The 19,745-nt window shown below is 68.1% G+C and carries 18 protein-coding genes; 9 read left to right on the top strand and 9 right to left on the bottom strand.

Annotated features, from left to right (window positions below; all coding sequences use genetic code 11):
• Positions 1-1,157: 1,157 nt before the first annotated feature.
• From WAF18_RS17015 to yidD, 3 genes are all read right to left on the bottom strand, one after another.
• On the bottom strand, positions 1,158-1,970 hold the full coding sequence (locus WAF18_RS17015; protein WP_337246159.1) for a M23 family metallopeptidase: 813 nt from the start codon (positions 1,968-1,970) through the stop codon (positions 1,158-1,160).
• Positions 1,971-2,059: 89 nt separating this feature from the next.
• Entirely contained in the window at positions 2,060-3,412 is a 1,353-nt protein-coding gene (locus tag WAF18_RS17010; protein ID WP_337246158.1) for a dihydroorotase, read from the bottom strand.
• On the bottom strand, positions 3,409-3,645 hold the full coding sequence (gene yidD / locus WAF18_RS17005) for a membrane protein insertion efficiency factor YidD (RefSeq protein ID WP_337246157.1): 237 nt from the start codon (positions 3,643-3,645) through the stop codon (positions 3,409-3,411). The genes WAF18_RS17010 and yidD overlap by 4 nt, the downstream gene beginning before the upstream one ends.
• Before the next feature lie 111 nt (positions 3,646-3,756).
• Here yidD and dksA point away from each other — a divergent pair, with 111 nt between their 5' ends.
• Positions 3,757-4,746 carry an RNA polymerase-binding protein DksA gene (dksA, locus tag WAF18_RS17000; protein ID WP_337246156.1) on the top strand — a complete coding sequence of 330 codons (990 nt, stop codon included), beginning with the start codon at positions 3,757-3,759 and terminating at the stop codon, positions 4,744-4,746.
• A 255-nt stretch (positions 4,747-5,001) separates the two neighbouring features.
• Here dksA and WAF18_RS16995 read toward each other — a convergent pair whose 3' ends face one another.
• The 3 genes from WAF18_RS16995 to WAF18_RS16985 all read right to left on the bottom strand — a co-directional run bounded on the left by WAF18_RS16995 (position 5,002) and on the right by WAF18_RS16985 (position 7,387).
• A complete protein-coding gene (locus WAF18_RS16995) occupies positions 5,002-5,577 on the bottom strand; it encodes a TlpA disulfide reductase family protein (protein WP_337246155.1) in 576 nt (191 codons plus the stop codon).
• Between the two features lie 125 nt (positions 5,578-5,702).
• Complete coding sequence (locus tag WAF18_RS16990) at positions 5,703-6,950, bottom strand: MFS transporter (RefSeq protein WP_337246154.1); 1,248 nt, start codon at positions 6,948-6,950, stop codon at positions 5,703-5,705.
• Complete coding sequence (locus tag WAF18_RS16985; RefSeq protein WP_337246153.1) at positions 6,947-7,387, bottom strand: SufE family protein; 441 nt, start codon at positions 7,385-7,387, stop codon at positions 6,947-6,949. Before WAF18_RS16985 ends, WAF18_RS16990 begins: the two co-directional genes overlap by 4 nt.
• Positions 7,388-7,532: 145 nt before the next feature.
• Here WAF18_RS16985 and WAF18_RS16980 point away from each other — a divergent pair, with 145 nt between their 5' ends.
• Complete coding sequence (locus WAF18_RS16980; RefSeq protein WP_337246152.1) at positions 7,533-8,948, top strand: deoxyribodipyrimidine photo-lyase; 1,416 nt, start codon at positions 7,533-7,535, stop codon at positions 8,946-8,948.
• A 168-nt stretch (positions 8,949-9,116) separates the two neighbouring features.
• Complete coding sequence (locus tag WAF18_RS16975; RefSeq protein WP_337246151.1) at positions 9,117-9,794, top strand: OmpA family protein; 678 nt, start codon at positions 9,117-9,119, stop codon at positions 9,792-9,794.
• A 145-nt stretch (positions 9,795-9,939) separates the two neighbouring features.
• On the opposite strand, the gene WAF18_RS16970 is transcribed toward WAF18_RS16975, so the two are convergent.
• The 3 genes from WAF18_RS16970 to WAF18_RS16960 all read right to left on the bottom strand — a co-directional run bounded on the left by WAF18_RS16970 (position 9,940) and on the right by WAF18_RS16960 (position 14,265).
• Positions 9,940-11,145, bottom strand: coding sequence for an acetyl-CoA C-acyltransferase (locus WAF18_RS16970; RefSeq protein WP_337246150.1), 1,206 nt, complete (start codon positions 11,143-11,145; stop codon positions 9,940-9,942).
• Between the two features lie 76 nt (positions 11,146-11,221).
• Positions 11,222-13,594, bottom strand: a complete 2,373-nt coding sequence (locus WAF18_RS16965) for a 3-hydroxyacyl-CoA dehydrogenase/enoyl-CoA hydratase family protein (protein WP_337246149.1) — start codon at positions 13,592-13,594, stop codon at positions 11,222-11,224.
• 50 nt (positions 13,595-13,644) lie between these two features.
• Complete coding sequence (locus tag WAF18_RS16960) at positions 13,645-14,265, bottom strand: TetR family transcriptional regulator (RefSeq protein WP_337246148.1); 621 nt, start codon at positions 14,263-14,265, stop codon at positions 13,645-13,647.
• Positions 14,266-14,519: 254 nt separating this feature from the next.
• On the opposite strand from WAF18_RS16960, the gene ndk reads away from it, so the two are divergent.
• The 6 genes from ndk (at position 14,520) to bamB (ending at position 19,694) form a co-directional block, all read left to right on the top strand.
• Complete coding sequence (ndk, locus tag WAF18_RS16955; protein WP_183427068.1) at positions 14,520-14,945, top strand: nucleoside-diphosphate kinase; 426 nt, start codon at positions 14,520-14,522, stop codon at positions 14,943-14,945.
• Positions 14,942-16,129 carry a 23S rRNA (adenine(2503)-C(2))-methyltransferase RlmN gene (gene rlmN / locus WAF18_RS16950; protein WP_337246165.1) on the top strand — a complete coding sequence of 396 codons (1,188 nt, stop codon included), beginning with the start codon at positions 14,942-14,944 and terminating at the stop codon, positions 16,127-16,129. The genes ndk and rlmN overlap by 4 nt, the downstream gene beginning before the upstream one ends.
• Positions 16,116-16,910, top strand: coding sequence for a type IV pilus biogenesis/stability protein PilW (gene pilW / locus WAF18_RS16945; RefSeq protein WP_337246147.1), 795 nt, complete (start codon positions 16,116-16,118; stop codon positions 16,908-16,910). The genes rlmN and pilW overlap by 14 nt, the downstream gene beginning before the upstream one ends.
• Positions 16,907-17,734 (top strand): RodZ domain-containing protein, encoded by an 828-nt coding sequence (locus WAF18_RS16940; protein ID WP_337246146.1) that lies wholly within the window; start codon positions 16,907-16,909, stop codon positions 17,732-17,734. The genes pilW and WAF18_RS16940 overlap by 4 nt, the downstream gene beginning before the upstream one ends.
• A 107-nt stretch (positions 17,735-17,841) precedes the next feature.
• Positions 17,842-18,474 carry a tetratricopeptide repeat protein gene (locus WAF18_RS16935; protein ID WP_337246145.1) on the top strand — a complete coding sequence of 211 codons (633 nt, stop codon included), beginning with the start codon at positions 17,842-17,844 and terminating at the stop codon, positions 18,472-18,474.
• Positions 18,474-19,694, top strand: coding sequence for an outer membrane protein assembly factor BamB (gene bamB / locus WAF18_RS16930; protein WP_337246144.1), 1,221 nt, complete (start codon positions 18,474-18,476; stop codon positions 19,692-19,694). Before WAF18_RS16935 ends, bamB begins: the two co-directional genes overlap by 1 nt.
• Positions 19,695-19,745 lie beyond the last annotated feature (51 nt).

The raw sequence follows: 19,745 nt of genomic DNA, 5'->3' as shown, positions 1-19,745 counted from the left end.
GGCTGATACATCCGGGGCTCACAGTATTTCCAGGGCATTGCGCATGCCTCGCCGCTGTTATCGACAGGACGATATCTAGATGCCAAAGAAACTCCCCGCCACTAGTATGCGATATGTACGGTTCTTGTTGTTCTTCGTCGCAGGGGTGGGCACAGTGGCCTGCAACGCATCGAGTCAGGTCTCTACGACACGTTCGTCAGTGCTGCGAACGATGTCACCATCGGATGCAGGAGAAAAGAGCATGACCGCTCAGCCTTCGATGCTCGAGCACGGCGGTCGACTCGTAGGCGGAACAGAAGTTGTGCTGCCCGCCCGTGCCCGGGCTGGAGACGTGATCAAGGGGAGGGCCCCGGCCGGTAGCGTAATCGAGTGCTGCGGGAACAGATGGCGCGTCGCCGACGAGGGCGGGTTTGAGTTGTATGTGCCTTGGGATGCGTCGGGGTATTTGCCCGTTAGAATTGAGCGTCCGCACGGGACACCGATCCTGCTGCATGTGCAGGTCTTGCGGAATTGACACTGCCCTGGATGCGGTGGTTGCAGCGCGCCATGGAAGTGGGCCGTCGACCCGGCGTTGCCGCGCCTCCAAGATCCCAACGCCCCGGCCCTGACGTACGCGCCGCCGTGCGAAGCGGAGGGCGAACAACGAGGACACCCGCTCTCGGCGCTCCAGCACCAACTGGGGATCGATCCGAACGTCGAACCGCGCCTCCATGATCCCCAATCCGCGGCGTTGACAAACGCGCCGCCGCGCGAGGGAAAGGCGAGCAACGTGGAGACCCGTCTTCAGCGCTCTAAGACAAGCTGGGGATCGATCCGGACGTCGAACCGCGCCTCCATGATCCCAATCCGCGGCGTTGACAAACGCGCCGCCGCGCGTGGGGAAGGCGAGCAACGTGGACACCCGCCGTCAGCGCTCCAACACAAGCTGGGGATCGATCCGGACGTCGAACCGCGCCTCCATGATCCCAATCCGCGGCGTTGACAAACGCGCCGCCGCGCGAGGGAAAGGCGAGCAACGTGGAGACCCGTCTTCAGCGCTCTAAGACAAGCTGGGGATCGATCCGGACGTCGAACCGCGCCTCCAGGATTCCAACGCCTCGACCCTGACGAACGCGCCGCCGCGCGTGGGGAAGGCGAACGACGTGGACAAGAACCCCTCAGCGCTCCAACACAAGCTGGGGATCGATCCGGACGTCAAACCAGCTCATCCCCCAATGCAGATGCGGCCCCGTCGCGCGCCCGGTCGCCCCGACCGCGCCAATCACCTGTCCCTGTTCGACGCGGTCACCGACCTTGGCGTCGAGCCGCGAGAGATGCAGGAAGTTCGAGCTCACGCCATGGCCGTGGTCGAGCAGCAGCGTGCCGCCGGTCAAGTACAGGTCCGGCGCGGCGAAGGTCACGATGCCGGCGGCAGGCGCCTTGACCGGCGTGCCGGTCGGCGCGGCGATGTCCATGCCCGAGTGCGGCGCGCCCGGCTGCCCGTTGTACGAACGCGCACGCCCGAAGCGCCCGCTGATCCGCCCTTCGACCGGGCGCAGGAAACGGCCGCCGAAGTCGACGCGCGCGTCGTCGCGCGTCCGCGCCCGGGTCACTTGCGCCTGTTCGCGGCGGATGCGCTCGGCAATCGCCGGCGGCGGATTGACGGTGGCCGGCGGCACGCCGTTGACGCGTTCGATCGGCCAGTCGCGCGGCGCAACGTTGATCGTGGCGACATGCTCGCGACCTTCGGGATCGATCACCTGCACCTGCACCGGGCCAGTCTCGTCGCGACCGATGCCCAGCGCCACCGTCCCGTAGCCGCTGACGCGCAGCGCACGGTCGCGATAGCGTACCTGGCTGCCCGCCGGCACCTTGCCGACGACCAGGCTGCCTTGCTCGACGCGCTCTGGAAAGCGCAGCGCGCCGGTGTCCTGGGCGGCGAGCGGCAGTGCGAACAGGGCGCAGAGCAGCAGTACGAAGCGTGTCGGCATCGGGAGGTGCAGTGCAGCGGAAGGGGCGGGCAGAATAGGCGGACGTGCATGAAGCTGCGGTGGCCTGGACGCCAGCCCGGTCCCGGCGCTCAGCGCGCGAAGGCCAGACGCTGGCCGGCGGGATCGCCCACCAGGTGCGTGCCGTCCCAGGCCAGTTGGCCATTGACCCAGGTCGAGGCGATCTTCGAGCGGAACGTCGTGCCCTCGAACGGCGACCACCCGCATTTGGACAGCACCTGCTCGCGCTGCACGGTGAACGGCGTGTCCTCCACCAGCACCAGGTCGGCGAAGTAGCCTTCGCGCAGGAAGCCGCGCTCGGCAACGTCGAACAGCTGCGCCGGCGCGTGCGCGAACTTCTGCACCACGCGCGTGATGTCGAAGTGTCCCTCGTGGACACATTCGAGCGCGGCAACGAGCGCGAACTGCACCAGCGGCAGCCCGCTCGGCGCGCGGGTATAGGGGTTGTGCTTCTCGGCCAGCGTGTGCGGCGCATGGTCGGTGGCGAGCACGTCGATGACGTCCTCGGCCAGCGCAGCCAGCAGTGCGCTGCGGTCGGAGGCGTCCTTGATTGCCGGGTTGCATTTGATTAGGTGCCCGAGCCGCGCATAGTCGGCGCGGTCGAAGCGCAGGAAGTGGATGCAGGTCTCGGCGGTGATGCGCTTGCGCAGACGCCCGTCCGCGTCGACCAGCGGGCCGGCCTCGAACAGCGCCAGTTCCTCGGCGGTGGAGATGTGCAGCACATGCAGCCGGGTGTCGTGGCGACGCGCCAGCGCCAACGCCAGCCGCGTCGACTTGATGCAGGCCTCGCGCGAGCGGATGTCGGGGTGGCACTGCGCCGGGATGTCGTCGCCGTACTTCGCCACGTACTCGCGCTGGATCGCGTCGATCGTCGGCGTGTCCTCGCAGTGGGTGATGATCGGCACCGGCGTCTCGCGAAAGATGCCATCAAGCGTGTCGGGGTCGTCGACCAGCATGTTGCCGGTCGAGGCGCCCATGAACACCTTGACGCCCGGCGTGGTCAGCGGGTCGATCCGCCGCACGTGATCGAGGTTGTCGTTGCTCGCGCCCATGTAGAAGCCGTAGTTCGCGCGCGCACGGCCGGCGGCACGGTCGTACTTGTCCTGCAGCGCGGCCGCATTCAAGGTCGGCGGGCTGGTATTGGGCATGTCCATGAAGCTGGTCAGGCCGCCGGCAACCGCGGCGGCCGATTCGCTGGCGATGTCGGCCTTGTGCTCCAGGCCCGGCTCGCGGAAATGCACCTGGTCGTCGATCATCCCCGGCAACAGCCAGCGCCCGGCGGCGTCAACGACGCGCTCGCCCTCGCGTGCGGACAGGTCGCCACCGATCGCGGCGATGCGGCCATCGGCGCCGATGCGCAGATCGCCCTCGACGATGCGGCCCTCGTTGACCAGGCGGGCGTTGCGGATCAGGGTCTGGGTCATGGCTTGGGGTCCATTTCGGGCATCGGCACCGGATCGTGCCCGCCGGGGTGGAGGGGGTGGCAGCGCGAGAGCCGGCGCAGGGCCAGCCAGCCGCCGCGCCATGCACCGAACCGGGCGATGGCGATCATGGCGTACTGCGAGCAACTGGGATGGAAGCGGCAGCGTTGGCCGAGCAACGGACTGACGAACCGTTTGTAGCCCTGCAGCAGGACGATGAGGAGACGCTCGATCACGGCAGGTCGGCAGAGGCGATGAATGCGGCGGCCGGTTCGGTTGCCGCTGCAGGGTTTGCAGGGTATAACAGCCCGCTTCCCCGTCCAAGGGAATGACAAGGATCGCAGCTCGTGGCAGCCAAGAAACCCGTAAAAAAGGCCGTCAAGAAGGCCGTCAAGCCCGCAGCCAAGGCGCCCGCCAAGGTTGCGACCAAGAAGTCTGCCCCCGCGAAGAAGGCCCCGGCCGTCAAGAAGGTGGCCAAGTCTGCGCCCGTGACCAAGAAGGCCGTGGCCAAGAAGGCGACCAAGAAGACGCCGGTCACCAAGACGCCTGCCAAGAAGGCGGCGCCGTCGAAGGCGCCAGCCAAGAAGATCGCCAAGGCCGCTCCGGTCAACAAGACCGTGGCGCCGAAGCCGGCGACGAACGCCAAGGCCGCCGCCCCGTCGGCAGCCAACAAGTCCGTCGCCAAAAAGGCGGCACCGGCAAAGTCGGTCATCGACAAGCCTGTCGCCAAACCGGAGGCTGCGTCTGCGAAGGCGACGTCGGCGCCGGCGAAAACCGCCGCACCCAAGCCGGTGCCGGCTTCCACTCCCACAACACGTCCGCGTCCGGCCGGCAAGGTCGCCGTCGCGGTCGTGGCGCGCCAGCCGGAGCCGGCGCCCAGAACGAAGGTGAAGGTCGTGCAGTACAAGACCGATGAAGAGACAGGTCGTCCCATCCTCCCGGCGGGCTACAAGCCCTCCGCCGACGAGGAGTACATGAGTCCGTTGCAACTCGAGTATTTCCGCCAGCGCCTGCTGCAGTGGCGCGCGGACCTGGTCGAGGAATCCAAGCAGACGATCGAGAACCTCAAGGACGAAGTCCGCGATGTCGGCGACGAGGCGGAACGTGCGACCCGGGAGACCGAGAACTCGCTCGAGCTTCGCACGCGCGACCGCTATCGCAAGCTGATCGGCAAGATCGACAGCACGCTCAAGCGTGTCGACTCGGGCGAGTACGGCTACAGCGTGGACTCGGGCGAGGAGATTGGTCTCGACCGTCTCGAAGCGCGCCTGACGGCCGAGCGCACGATCGACGAGCAGGAACGCTGGGAACATCTGCAAAAGCAGATGGGGGATTGACGGCTTCCGCCGATCGCTCCAGAAAAAGCCGGTCGATTCGACCGGCTTTTTCTTTGCGAGCCCGTCAGGGAATCAGGCAACAACCGACACGACCGCCGCCATACCGGCAGCCGGGCTTGCAAGGACAGCCGGTTTCCGGATGCGTACATCGGCTGCCAGCGGCATTGGACTGGACCGCCTGGGCGGCTCCGAATCCGAGGCACCCGACGATTGCGAACGCGACCAGCGCACTCTTCATCTTGCTCGTGACCTTCTTCATCTGCCTTCTCCTTGGATGGAACCGACTGAGACGGCATCCAGGCCGCGTATGTCGGTCATGAGGGATGCCACTACATCCTTGTCCAGTTGCCCGACATGCGAGAAGACGACACGGCCATCGTCGTCGACCGCGACCAGAAGAGGGACCTGCTCAACGCCCAGCAATGAAGCCAGCTTGGCAGACTGCGGAAAGACCGGAAAACCGAAGCCGGCGTCTTTCCGATAGGCGGCGATGTCGTCGCCACTGCCGATGCTCACCATTGAGATCGCATTGGGCAATTGCGCAAGAGCCGTCTCGATCTCCCGCACCACCGGCACCGAGGCCTTGCACGCCGGGCAACCGGTGTCGAAGACATAGATGACCTGTGCCCGGCCTGCGCCGCCCAGCGTCTCGGTGTACCCGTCGAGGGTCTGCAGTTCGAGGGCCGGCCACCATGCGCCTACCGGCGGTGCCAGTTGTGCGGTCTGAAGGTCGGTCAGCGTCGTCTGCAGCCGGCGGTTCTGGATGCCGAGCACGACAACGAGCGCGCAGGCGACGAGCAGGGCGATCGATACCAGAACGGGTGCGCGCATGGCCGGTTCCTTGGCGAAATCCGCGCGATCCCGAGCGCGGACGACTTGCGGTGGCAGGTCACGTGTTCGGGCGAGTATTCCGGGGATCGGGCAGGGCGACTCGGTCGCCCGTCACAGTTCTGCGTTCACTGCAGCTCGCGCAGATCCAGGCGGCGCAAGCGCGGCGCCTTCCAGGCCGTCATCGTGACCACGCCCATCGTCATGAAGCCGCCGAGCACAACGGCCGGAACCAGGCCGAGCAGGCGCGCCATCGAGCCCATGTAGAACGCGCCGATCTCGTTGGACGAGCCCACGAACAGGCCGTTGATCGACGAAACCCGGCCGCGCATGTGATCGGGCGTCGCCAACTGCATGATCGTCGAGCGCATGACCACCGACACCCCATCGCACATGCCCGACAGCAGCAGGAAGAACGCCGACAGCCAGAACGCGGTGGACAGGCCGAAACCGATCATGCACAGGCCGAAGCCACCGACCGCGAGCAGCAGGAAGCGACCTGCGTTGCGCTGGACGGGATGGCGGGCCAGCCAGATGCCCATCGCCACCGAGCCCAGTGCCGGCGCACCGCGCAGGATGCCCAAGCCTTCGGGTCCCCAATGCAGGATGTCGTGGATGAAAGCCGGCGCCAGCGAGATCGCGCCGCCAAACAGCACCGCGAACATATCCAGGGCCAGGGCGCCGAGCAGGATCTGGTGGCCGAACACGAAGCGGGCGCCCTCGGCGATGCTGGCGAAGATCGGGGCGCGTTGCAGCATGCGCGGCGGCTCGGTCACGCGCATCCGCGCCAGGAACACGATCACGCCCAGCGCCAGCACCGAGGCCAGCGCATAGGCGCTGGCTTCGCCGGCCCACCCGACGACGAATCCACCGATCGCGGGGCCCACCACGACCGCGCTCTGGAAAGCGATGCTGCCCAGGCTGGCGCCCCGCGCGAATTGCTCGCGCGGCAGCACGCGCGCGAACAGCGCGTTGTAGACCGGTCCCAGGAACGCCCGCACCATGCCGGTCAGCATGATCGGCAGATAGATCAGCCAGACGTGGTCGCCCAGCCCGTCGAGCGACAGCAGGGCGAGCAGCACCGGCGTGATCGCCAGGCCGGCCGCGGCCGCCATGCCCAGCTTGCGCCGGGGCAGGTGATCGACCAAGTAGCCGGCGAACGGCGCCACGCAGAAGTAGGGCAGCACTTCGGCCAGCCCCACCAGTCCGAGCATCCACGGGTTCTGGGTGGCGGCGTAGATCTGCCAGCCGACGGTGACCGCGACGATCTGATAGGACAGGATCGTCAGGATGCGATAGCCCAGCAATGCACGAAAGCCTGGATTGCGCAGCGGCGCGGCCCGGCTGTCGGAGGACTTGTCGCCGGGTGCGCTCACGCCAGCGCGGACTGGGCGCGATCGCGGATGAAGGCGAGCAGGGCGGCCAGGCCGTTGCTGCGGGTGGGCGAGAGGTGCTTGGCCAGCCCGATGTCGCCGATGTAACTGGCGTCGGTATCCACGATCTCGCGTGCGCTGCGGCCCGAATACACGCGCAAAGCCAGATAGATCAGGCCCGAGACGATCGCCGAATCGCTGGCCGCCGCGAAGTCCAGCCGATCCGCATCACCCGAGGCCACGATCCAGACCATCGACTGGCAGCCATGCAGGCGGTTGGCTTCGGTCTTCTCGCTGTCGGGGAACGGCGGCAGCTTGCGGCCGAGGTCGATCAGGTACTGATAGCGTTCCGACCAGTCGCCGAAGAAGGCGAATTCGTCGGCGATGGCGCGTTGCGCCTGTTCGGGCGAGGCTTCGAGCGGGAAGGGCGAATCGGTCACAGGGGCGGTCGGGAAACGGGCGGCGTCGCAGGGCGGGCCAGAACGCAATAGTGTGAAGCAAAAGCGCGCGAAGGGGATGTGGCGGCCTTCTCACCGCCATCATCGCGGTCGGCTAGGCTTGCCGGCGACGCGCGAGGAGGAGCGCATGGCGAACGCGATCGTCTGGTTCCGCAACGATCTTAGGCTCGACGACAATCCCGCGCTGCACGCAGCACTCCAGGCCGGCCTGGCGCCGGTGTGCGTCTATATCCACGCCCCCGACGAGGAAGGCGACTGGGCACCGGGCGCGGCGTCCAACGCCTGGCGTCATCGCGCACTGGCCGCGCTCGACCAGGCCTTGCGCCGTCATGGCGCACGCCTGCGCCTGTTCCACGGCCCGACCTTGCCGACCCTGCGCACGCTGGTGGAGACCTGCGACGCGGAGGCGGTGTTCTGGAACCGCCGCTATGAGCCGGCGATCGAACAACGCGACGCCCGCATCAAGCGGACCTTGCGCGGCGACGGTGTGCGTGCCGAAAGCCACGACGGCGCCTTATTGTTTGAGCCGTGGGCCCTGCAGACCGGGCAGGGCGGCCCGTACAAGGTATTCACGCCGTTCTGGCGCAAGGCCCTGTCGACCTGGCCCATGCAGGCGACCTGGTCGCCGCCGCCGTTGCTGCCGACGGCTGAGGCCGGGCCCAACGGCGTCGCGCTCGCCGACCTGAAGCTCGCGCCCGAACCCGACTGGTCCACCGGCTTCTGGTCGTCGTGGACGCCGGGCGAGGACGGCGCAAGGGAGGCCCTCGAAGTCTTCGTCGACGGGGCACTGCGCGACTACGCCAGTGGCCGCGACCGCCCCGATCAGGTCGGCACTTCGCGCCTGTCGCCGCACCTGCATTTCGGCGAGATCGCGCCGTGGCGGATCGTTGCCGCGCTGGAGGCCGAACGTCGCGCCGCCACTGCGCCGCAGATCGATGCCTACATCCGGCAGTTGGGCTGGCGCGAGTTCGCCCACCACCTGCTGCACCATTTCCCCGACAGCATCGACCGCGACCTCAACCCCCGCTTCGCGCGCTTCCGCTGGGCGCGGCCCGACGCCGGTCGCCTCGAAGCCTGGCAGCAAGGCCGGACCGGCGTGCCGATCGTCGATGCCGGCATGCGCGAGCTCTGGCACACCGGCTGGATGCACAACCGCGTGCGGCTGATCGTGGGCAGCTGGCTGTGCAAGCACATGCGCGTCCACTGGCGCGAAGGTGCGCGCTGGTTCTGGGACACGCTGGTGGATGCGGATCTGGCCAACAACACGCTCGGCTGGCAGTGGATCGGTGGGACCGGCGCCGACGCTTCGCCGTACTTCCGGATCTTCAATCCCGTCACCCAGGCGCAGCGCTTCGACCCGGACGGTGCCTACATCCGGCGCTGGCTGCCCGAACTGGCTGACATGCCGGCGCCCTTGTTGTTCGCGCCCTGGACCGAGCCTGACCGCCTGGCGGCGCTGGCGCCAGACTATCCGCGCAAGCCGATGGTGGATCTGGATGCAGGCCGGGAGGCGGCACTCGCCGCCTATCGCGCATCGCGCTGAGCGTTTGACCGAGCCGCGCGCTCGTGATGCGGGGTGGCGCGCGCGAAACTGAACAGGCCTTGGACACCGCCACATCCGTCACCCTATTTGCATCAGGCAACGGGTACTTTCGCTCCCGCCATCACCATTCGCGGACATTCGTGTCCTGACCCAAGGGAGATCCAAAACATGCGCAAACTGAGCACCGCAGGCCTGACCACGGCCATCGCAGGCGTCCTGTTGCTGACCAGCTGCGCCAGCTACACCGGCCAGACCAACGCGCCCGACGATCCGAATCGCACGCGCAACAATGCCCTGATCGGTGCCGGCATCGGCGCAGTTGCGGGCCTGCTCAGCGGGTCGGATGCAACCGAACGCCGCCAGCGTGCGCTCGTCGGCGCCGGTGTCGGTGGCCTGGCCGGTGGCGCGATCGGTGCCTATCAGGATCGCCAAGAAGCCGAACTGCGTCGCCAGACCCAGGGCACCGGTATCCAGGTCGATCGCGAAGGCGACGTCATCAAGCTCAATCTGCCTGACGGCGTGACCTTCGACTTCGGCAAGGCCGATCTGAAGGCCCAGTTCTATCCCGCGCTCAACAACGTCGCGCGCACGCTGGCCGAGTACGACAAGACCATCGTCGAGATCTCGGGCCATACCGACAGCGTCGGCAGCGATGCGGTCAATCAGCGACTGTCGGAACAGCGCGCCAATGCGGTGGGCAACTACCTGATCGGCCAGGGCCTGCTGCGCCAGCGCTTCGAGATCGTCGGCTTCGGCAAGACCCGTCCGATCGCCGACAACAGCACCGAGCAGGGCCGGGCGGCCAACCGCCGCGTCGAGGTCCGTGTGGTGCCGCTGCAGGGCTAATCTCCACGCGATCACGCATGAAGAAAAGCCCCGGCAGTGCCGGGGCTTTTTTTGGCTGCCAACCCGGGGGCGAGGCGACGGACAGGCGGCACCCGTCAGTAGTCGCGGCCTCGTGAATCGGAGGCCGCGCACATGCTGGGGTGCGTTACAGCGCCTCGATCACGCCTGCAGCGCCCATGCCGGTGCCGATGCACATCGTCACCAGGCCGTAGCGCTTCTTGCGGCGGCGCATGCCGTGCACGATCGTCGCGGTCCGGATCGCGCCCGTCGCACCCAGCGGATGGCCCAGTGCGATCGCGCCACCCAGCGGGTTGACCTTGTCCGGGTCCAGCTTGCTGTCGCGGATCACCGCCAGTGCCTGCGCGGCGAATGCCTCGTTGAGCTCGATCCAGTCGATGTCGTCGAGCGTCAGCCCGGCCTGCGCCAGCGCCTTGGGAATCGCCGCGATCGGTCCGATACCCATGACCTCGGGCCGCACGCCGGCGACGGCGAAGCTGACGAAGCGCGCCAGCGGCTTGAGGCCGTGGTCGTTCACCGCGCGCTCGGACGCGAGCAGGATGCCGGCCGCGCCATCGCTCATCTGCGAGCTGTTGCCGGCGGTCACCGAACCGCCGAACTGGCCGTTGCGGAACACCGGCTTGAGCTTGGCCAGCCCCTCGAGCGACGAATCCGGGCGCGGGCCCTCGTCGGTATCCACTAGCCGCTTCTTCAGCTGCACAGTGTTGCCGGCCAGATCCGGCTGATGCGACAGAATCTCGTAGGGGCTGATCTCGTCCTTGAACTCGCCGGCCTGGATCGCGGCGATCGCCTTCTGGTGCGAGGCCAGGGCGAACGCGTCCTGATCCTCGCGCGAGACCTTCCATTCCTCGGCGACCTTCTCGGCGGTGATGCCCATGCCATAGGCGATCGCGACATGGCCGTCCTTGAACACCGACGGCGACAGCGCGACCTTGTTGCCCATCATCGGCACCATGCTCATGCTCTCGGTGCCGCCGGCGAGCATCAGGTCGGCATTGCCCAGCCGGATCTCGTTGGCCGCCAGCGCCACTGCCTGCAGGCCAGAGGAGCAGAAGCGGTTGACGGTCTGTGCGGCGACGGTATCGGGCAGGCCGGCCAACAGCACGCCGATGCGTGCCACGTTCATACCTTGCTCGCCCTCGGGCATTGCGCAGCCGATGATCGCATCGTCGATGCGCCCCGGATCGATGCCCGGCGCCTGCGCGACGACGGCCTTGAGCACGTGCGCGAGCATGTCGTCGGGACGGGTGTTGCGGAACACGCCCTTGGGCGCCTTGCCCACCGGGGTGCGGGTGGCAGCGACGATGTAGGCGTCCTGGATCTGCTTGGTCATTGGAAACTCCGGAATGCGATGTCGAGGTTCGGGACGGGGACACGGCGTGGCCTGACACGCGGGCCACGCACGAACCTCAGTTCCTGAGCGGCTTGCCGGTCTTGAGCATGTGCGCGATGCGGGCCTGGGTCTTGTCCTGCTGCGCCAGCTCGACGAAGTGCTGGCGCTCCAGACGGATCAGCCAATCCTCGTCGACGAGCGCATTGCGGTCGACATTGCCGCCGCACAGCACAGTCGCGATGCGCTCGGCGATCTCGTAGTCGTACGGGCTCACGAAGCGGCCTTCGAGCATGTTGACCAGCAGCATCTTGAAGGTCGCGATGCCGACATCGCCGGCGACCCGGATCGCACGCGCGGGCAGGGGCGGGCGATAGCCCGACTCGGCCAGCGCGGCGGCTTGCTGGCGGGCGACGTGCAGCAGCTCGTAGGCGTTGAACGTCACCACGTCGTCTGCGCGCAGCAGCCCCAGTTCCTTCGCGTGCACGGCCGAGGTGGAGACCTTGGCCATCGCAACGGTCTCGAAGGTCTTCTTGAGCTCGGCGAACACGTCGCCGCCCGCACCGGCCGCGTTCGACGCGCGCACCGCCAGTTCCTTCAGACCGCCGCCGGCCGGCAGCAGGCCGACCCCGGCCTCGACCAGACCGATGTAGCTCTCCAGGTGCGCGACTGTGCGCGCGCTGTGCATCTGGAACTCGCAGCCGCCGCCCAGCGCCAGGCCGCGCACCGCCGAGACCACCGGCACCAGCGAATACTTGATGCGCTGGCTGGTCGCCTGGAAGTTGGCGACCATCGCCTCGAACGCGTCCACCTTGCCGGCCTGCAGCAGGCCCAGCGCGCCGGCGAGGTCGGCACCGGCGGAGAACGGCTCCTTGGGCTGCCAGATCACCAGGCCCTTGAAGTCCTGCTCGGCGATGCCGATCGCCTCCTGGATGCCGTCGAGCACCTGGTCGGAGACGGTGTGCATCTTGGTCTTGAAGCTGATCACGCCGATGTCGTCGCCATCGCTCCACAGCCGGATGCCATCGTTCTCGAAGCGGGTCTCGCCCTGATCGAAGCGCTCGCCAAGCAACGGGTCGGGGAAGCGCTGGCGGCGATAGACCGGCAGCGCGGAGCGCGGCAGCTTGGCATTCTGGGCCGGGCTGTAGCTGCCCTCGGCCGCGTGCACGCCCTCGCGGCCGTCGAACACCCAGTCGGGCAGCGGCGCGCTGCTCATGGTCTTGCCAGCAACGATATCCTCGGCGATCCAGTCGGCGACCTGCTTCCAGCCCGCCGCCTGCCACAGCTCGAACGGCCCCTGCTGCCAGCCGTAGCCCCAGCGGATCGCCAGATCCACATCACGCGCGGTCTGGGCGATATCTTCCAGGTGCACGGCGCTGTAGTGGAACAGGTCGCGCAGGATCGCCCAGACGAACTGCGCCTGCGGGTGCGCGCTGGCGCGCAGCTTGGCCATGCGCTCGGCGGGATCCCGGGTCTTGAGGATCTCCACGACCTCGTCGGCCGCCTTGCGGTCGGCGGGGCGGTAGTCCTGCGCCTCGAGGTCGAGGACCGTGATGTCCTTGCCGGCCTTGCGGAAAATGCCGGCCCCGGCCTTCTGGCCGAGCGCGCCCTTGTCGATCAGTGCCGACAGCCACTTGGGCGTGGCGAAATAGTCGTGCCACGGGTCGTCGGGCAGGGTGTCGGCCATCGTCTTGATGACATGGGCCATGGTGTCGAGCCCGACCACGTCGGAGGTGCGATAGGTCGCCGACTTCGGCCGGCCGAGCAGGGGACCGGTCAGCGCGTCGACCTCGTCGAAGCCGAGGCCTGACTCCTGGGTATGGTGGATCGTCGACAGAATCGAGAACACGCCGATCCGGTTGCCGATGAAGTTCGGGGTGTCCTTGGCGTAGACCACGCCCTTGCCGAGCTGGGTGGTCAGGAAGGTTTCCAGACCCTCGAGCACCGCCTTGTCGGTGGTCTTGGCCGGAATCAGTTCGGCCAGATGCATGTAGCGCGGCGGGTTGAAGAAGTGCACACCGCAGAAACGATGGCGAAGTTCTTCTGGAAGAACTTCCGCCAACTTATTGATTCCCAAGCCTGAGGTGTTGCTGGCAAGCACGGTGTGCGTCGGTACGTGCGGGGCGATCTTGCGGTACAGGTCCTGCTTCCAGTCCATCCGCTCGGCGATCGCCTCGATGATCAGGTCGCAGCTTTCCAGCAGCGCCAGGCCGGTCTCGTAGTTCGCCGGCACGATGGCCTCGGCCAGCGCGCGCGAGGCCAGCGGGGCAGGGCTGAGCTTGCCCAGGTTCGCCAGTGCCTTGCGGACGATGCCGTCCGGGTCACCGTCCTTGGCCGGCAGGTCGAACAGCACCGTGTCGATGCCGGCGTTGGTCAGGTGGGCGGCGATCTGCGCGCCCATGACCCCGGCGCCCAGGACCGCGGCGCGACGTACAAGCAATTTCTCGGACATTTGCTCCATCCCTTTGTTCGATAAGGGCCGGGTCGAACCCGGCATGGGGGTCAGGCGCGGAAACCGGCGGCAGAGAAGCGAATCAGTTCGCCGGCGATCCGGGTGCGGTGTTCGGCCTCGGTGGTGCCGTGCGGCCGCTTGATCAAGCCGAAGTCCGCCATCGCATAGGTTAGTGCGCCGGCCAGGAAATCCAGCCGGCCATAAAGCTCGGCCTTGCCCAGTCCCGGCAGACAGGCGGACAGGGCCGAGGCGAACTCGCGCGGCACGTGGCCGTACTGCTCGGACAGGAACTTGCGCAGCGCATCGTTCTTCTCGACATAGGCGCGTGCGATCACCCGCACGAACCCGCCGTTGCCGTTGCGACCGATCGCCATGTCCAGCGCCGGATCGACGAAGGCGGCGATGATCGGCTCGATCTGCCCGGGCTGCTCGGCCAGCGCCCGGCGCAGTTGGGCCAGGCGCTGCGCGCTCATCTGGTCCATGCGCCGGCGGAACACCTCGTTGACGAGGTTCTCCTTGCTGCCGAAGTGGTAGTTGACCGCGGCGATATTGACGTCGGCGCGGCTGGTGACCTGCCGCAGCGAGGTGCCGGCAAATCCATTGGCCGCGAACAACTCCTCGGCTGCGCCCAGGATCTTGTCCTTGGTCGAAAACTGCCGCGTACCGCTCATCCGCTCTCCGCTGAATCAAACGCTTGTTTGATGCTAGAGCGCAGCGGGGCGATGCGTCAATGACCGCGCCTTCGATCGCGGCTTGCATCGCGTCTTGGATCGCTTCTTGGGATCGGCGCGCTGCGGCTTGCCTCGCAATGCGGTAGAATCACTGCAGCCGTATCGGCTAAACCCGCGCCCAGACGCGGGTTTTTCCATGCTAACTTCGACCAGCCCGCCGGGATGGTCGTCCCCATTGTCCGGAGAATTCGCAGATGGCGCTCGAGCGCACCCTGTCCATCGTCAAGCCCGATGCCGTTGCCAAGAACGTCATCGGTGAGATCTACAGCCGTTTCGAGAAGGCCGGCCTGAAGATCGTGGCCGCCAAGTACAAGCAGCTCACCCGCGAGGAGGCCGAGGGCTTCTATGCGATCCACCGCGAGCGTCCGTTCTTCAACGCGCTGGTCGAATTCATGACCTCCGGCCCGGTGATGATCCAGGCCCTGGAAGGCGAGAACGCCGTGGCTCTGCACCGCGAACTGCTGGGTGCCACCAACCCGAAGGACGCCGCGCCGGGCACGATCCGCGCCGACTTCGCCGATTCGATCGACGCCAACGCCGCCCACGGCTCGGATTCGGTCGAGAACGCGCAGACCGAGATCGCGTACTTCTTCAAGAACGACGAAGTCGTCTCGCGCTGAGTGATGCCATCGTGACCGGGGTCGCCATCGACGTTGCCGTCGCCAAGCAGAACCTGCTCGACCTCGATCGCGAGGGACTGGAGCGCTTTTTCGCCGAGATCCTCGGCGAAAAGCGCTTCCGTGCCCACCAAGTGATGAAGTGGATCCACCACCGCTACGTCACCGATTTCAACGAGATGACCGACCTGGGCAAGGGGCTGCGCGCCAAGCTCGAGGCGCACGCCGAAGTCCGCGTGCCGCAGATCCAGTTCGAAAAGCCCTCCGCCGACGGTACCCACAAGTGGCTGCTGGCGATGGACGGCAAGAACGCCATCGAGACCGTCTACATCCCTGACAAGGGCCGCGGCACGCTGTGCGTGTCGTCGCAGGTGGGCTGCGCGCTCAACTGCCAGTTCTGTTCCACTGCGACCCAGGGCTTCAACCGCAACCTGTCGACCGCCGAGATCATCGGCCAGGTCTGGGTGGCGGCGCGCCACCTGGGCAACGTGCCGCACAAGCAGCGCCGCCTGACCAACGTGGTCATGATGGGCATGGGCGAGCCGCTGATGAACTTCGACAACGTCGTGCGCGCGATGAGCATCATGCGCGACGACCTGGGCTACGGCCTGGCCAACAAGCGCGTCACCCTGTCGACCGCCGGCGTGGTGCCGATGATCGACAAGCTCGGCGAGGTCAGCGACGTGTCGCTGGCGGTCTCGCTGCACGCGCCCAACGACGCGCTGCGCAGCGAACTGGTGCCGCTCAACAAGAAGTACCCGATCGCCGAGCTGATGGAATCGTGCGTGCGCTATGCCCAGCGCAAGCGTGGCGAGTCGGTGACGTTCGAATACACGCTGATGCGTGACGTCAACGACCAGCCCCAGCATGCGCGCGAGCTGGTGCGGTTGATGCGCGAGTTCGACAACCGCCTGCAGATGAAGGACGCGGCGAAGGTCAACCTGATCCCGTTCAACCCCTTCCCGGGCACCCGGTACGAGCGCCCGGACGACGCCGCGATCCGGCGGTTCCAGAAGCTGCTCAATGAATCGGGCCGCATCGCGCCGGTCCGCCGCACCCGCGGCGACGACATCGACGCGGCCTGCGGCCAGCTCAAGGGCCAGGTCGCCGACCGCACGCGGCGCCAGGCCGAACACCTCAAGCGGCTGCGCGCCGAGGGTGGCGACGGTGTCGATGCGGTGGCCTGAGGCCGTCGTCCTGGTGATGCTCGGCATGGCGCTGGCCGCCTGCTCGCGCTCGGGGTTCGTCAAGCCGAACACCGACCGCCCGACCTACGATATCGGTGGCACCCCCGAGTTCCGCCGTGCCGAGGCCGCGCGCGAACAACTGGCACTGGGCGTGCGCGCCTACCAGCAGGGCGACGATCGAGCCGCCGAGCGCCAGGCCAAGGCGGCCTTGCGCAACGAGCAGACCGCGGCCGACGCCAATACGCTGCTGGCGCTGGTCAGCGAGCGTCAGGGCCGCTCGGCGCAGGCCGGCGCCTACTACCGCGCCGCGGTCGAGCGCGCGCCCCACCGCGGCGCGACCCTCAACAACTACGGCGCCTGGCTGTGCCGCAGCGGCCGTGCGGGCGAATCGCTGGCGCAGTTCGACGCCGCGCTGCAGGATCCGGGCTACGGCGACCGCGCCGGCGCCCTGGCCAATGCCGGCGCCTGTGCACTCGAGGCCGGTGACGCCGTGCGCGCCGAACGCGATCTGCGCGCCGCGCTCGAACTCGAGCCTGCGAGCGCGGTCGCGCTCGATGCCATGGCTCGGTTGCTCGCCAGCCAGGGGCGATGGTTCGAGGCGCGCGCTTTTTCGCAACGATGGCTTGCCGTGGCCCCCGCAACTGCGGCAGCATTGCATCTGGCGGCCCGCATCGAACAGGGGCTCGGCGACGGAGCCGCCGCCGATCGACTCATGCGGCGTCTGGCGAGCGAATTTCCGGACGCGCCGCAACTCCAGCCAAGGGAAACCAGTCCACCATGAGTTCTTCGCACCAGGCCATGCCAGAGACCACGTCTGGGGTCGGAGAGCGCCTGCGCGTCGCGCGCGAGCAGGCCGGGTTGCGCCTTGCCGATGTCGCCTCGCGACTGCGGATGCAGATTCGCGTGGTCGAGGCCCTCGAGGCCGAGGATTGGGGGCGCCTGGGCGCGCAGGTGTTCGTCCGCGGTCAGCTGCGCAGCTATCTGCGTCTGCTCGGGCTGCCCGAGTCGCTGGCCGACACCGTGCCGGCGGCCGCCGAGGTGCGCCCGCCAGAACTGACCCCGCGCACCTACACCCCGCCGATGCAGCGGGTGCTGGACAAGGCCATGGGCCGCGCGGTCTATGTCGTCATCACCGCACTGATCGTCGTGCCGGTCTGGGTGGCGACGCGCCAGCATGTCGACGACACCGGTGAGATCACCGCTTCGCTGGGCGTGCTCGGAGACGACGCCGCGCCCGCGCAGCCTGCCGGCCCGCGGCCGGTCACCGCATCCTTGGGCGCACTGCCCAAGCGTGCGAACGCGCCCGTGCCGGCGGCCGAGCCCGCCGCACGCGCTCAGACGGGTCGGTTGACGCTGCGTTTCAGCGGGCCGAGCTGGGTGGAAATCGTCGGCCACGACGGCCGCCGGATCGAGTCGGCCGAAATCCCGGCCGGCCAGCAGCGCGAGTTCGCGACTGCGGATGTCCACCGCATCGTGCTCGGCAATGCCGGCGCGGTCGAGGTGCTGCGCGATGGGGTCGTTCAGGATCTGTCCGAGTTTCGCCGGTCGAACGTCGCGCGCTTTGAGGTATCCTCCGATCGCGGTTTTGCGCCCGTCGCCGAGTAATCGCGACCCGCGCTGCACACAGGACCGGCACGGCGCGTGAGCGCTGCCGCCGGTCTGTCGTTTTCCAATGGCAAAGACCCGTCGCCGGCGATGGGCGCAGAGAACATATGGCACTTGATGAGCTGCTCGACGAGCGCGAACAGGGGGAGCGGGTCAAGGCCTGGCTTCGCGACAACGGCCTGGGCCTGATTGGTGGCGTCCTCGTCGGCGCGCTCCTGATCTTCGGCTGGCAGTACTGGAAGCAGCGGACCCACGCCCAGGCGGCTGCCCAGCACGCTGACTACCAGGCGGCAGTGCTCGACATCCGCGCCGGTACGCTCGACAAGGCCAGCGAACGCGTCGCCGCGCTGCCCGATTCCACCTATGGCGAACTGGCCGCGCTGCAACTGGCCAAGGCCCAGCTCGACGCCGGCGACCGCGATGCCGCGATCGCCACGCTGCAGGGCGTCGAGGGCGCCGAACCCGGCGTGGCGGCGGTCGTGCGCCAGCGTCTGGCACGGTTGCTGATCGACGCCGGCCGCGGCCAGGAAGCGGTCGCGCTGCTCGATGGCGTTGACGATGCGGTCTCGCTGGAAGTGCGCGGCGATGCGCATTTCGCGCTTGAACAGGTCGAGCAGGCCCGCGCCGACTACGCCAGTGCGCTGCGTGGCCTCGACAGCGCCGCGCCGCAGCGCGGGCTGGTCGAGCTCAAGCTTTCCCAAGTCGGCGGTGCGCCGGACGAACCCGAGGTTGAATCCTGATGACCGAGCACACGGCCCCCGCCGCGGCTTCCCCCGTTCCGTCCCGCGCGTTGCGGTTCGCGGCGATCGCGCTGTGCGCGGTCGCGGTGAGCGGCTGCAGCACCGTGCGCGGCTGGTTCGGCAACAGCGAGAAGGCCGATGCCAAGGCGCTGTCGGAACCTGCGAAGCTGACCGACATCACCCCGTCGGTGACGGTGACCCGCCTGTGGCGGACCAGCGCCGGCAAGGGCGAAGGCCGGCTGGGCGTGCGCCAGGGCCCGGTGGTCGCCGATGGCCGCGTCTACGTCGCCGCGATCAAGGGCGGCGTGCGCGCACTGGACCTGCAGAGCGGCGCTTCGATCTGGCGCCATGAATCGGACCTGCGGCTGAGCGGCGGTCCGGGCGTCGGCGATGGCCTGGTCGTGGTCGGCAGCCTGGACGGCGACGTGCTGGCGCTCGATGCGGCGACCGGTGAACAGCGCTGGACCGCCAAGGTCACCAACGAAGTCATCGCCGCGCCGACGATCGGGCAGGGCCTGGTGCTGGTGCGTTCCAACGACGGTCGCGTCACCGCATTCGACATCGCCAGCGGCGAGCGCCGCTGGTTCTGGGTGCGCGAACTGCCGTCGCTGACCGTCCGCGGCAACGATGCGCCGGTGCTCGGGCCGGGTTTCGTCTTCGTCGGCAACGACGATGGCACGCTGGCCGCACTCGCGCTGGCCGACGGCCGCACGCTGTGGGAGCAGGCGGTTGCCCAGCCGGACGGTCGCACCGAGCTCGAGCGCATGGCCGACGTCGACGGCACCCCGGTGCTCGACGAAGCCGTGCTGTTTGCCAGCAGCTACCGCCACCGCACGATGGCACTGGAAGGCCCGAGCGGTCGCCCGCTGTGGGTGAGCGAGCACGGCGGCTCCAACCGCCCGGCGCTGTCGCCGCACCGCGTGGTCGTGACCGACGCCAATGGCACGGTCTGGGCGCTGGACAAGTTCAGCGGCACGGCGGCCTGGCAGCAGCCGGCGCTGGCCCGGCGCAATCTCAGCGCGGCGGTGGTGCAGGGCGACTACGCCGTGGTCGGCGACCTCGACGGCTATCTGCACTGGCTGCGCCTGGACGACGGCGAGTTCGCCGCGCGCGAGCGCGCCGGTCGCGACCCGATCAAGGGTGCCCCGGTCGTCGCCGACGGCGTGCTGGTGGTACAGACCGTCGACGGCGACGTCAGCGCCTGGCGCCTGAACCAGTAGGGTTTCGACGCCGCCAATGCGACACTAGGGCCCCGGGCGGTGTCACCGCCC

Source organism: Luteimonas sp. gir, assembly GCF_037198055.1.
GTDB lineage: Bacteria > Pseudomonadota > Gammaproteobacteria > Xanthomonadales > Xanthomonadaceae > Luteimonas > Luteimonas citri_A.
Note: the sequence above shows the minus strand (reverse complement) of the source record. Positions and strands in the feature narration are given on the sequence as shown.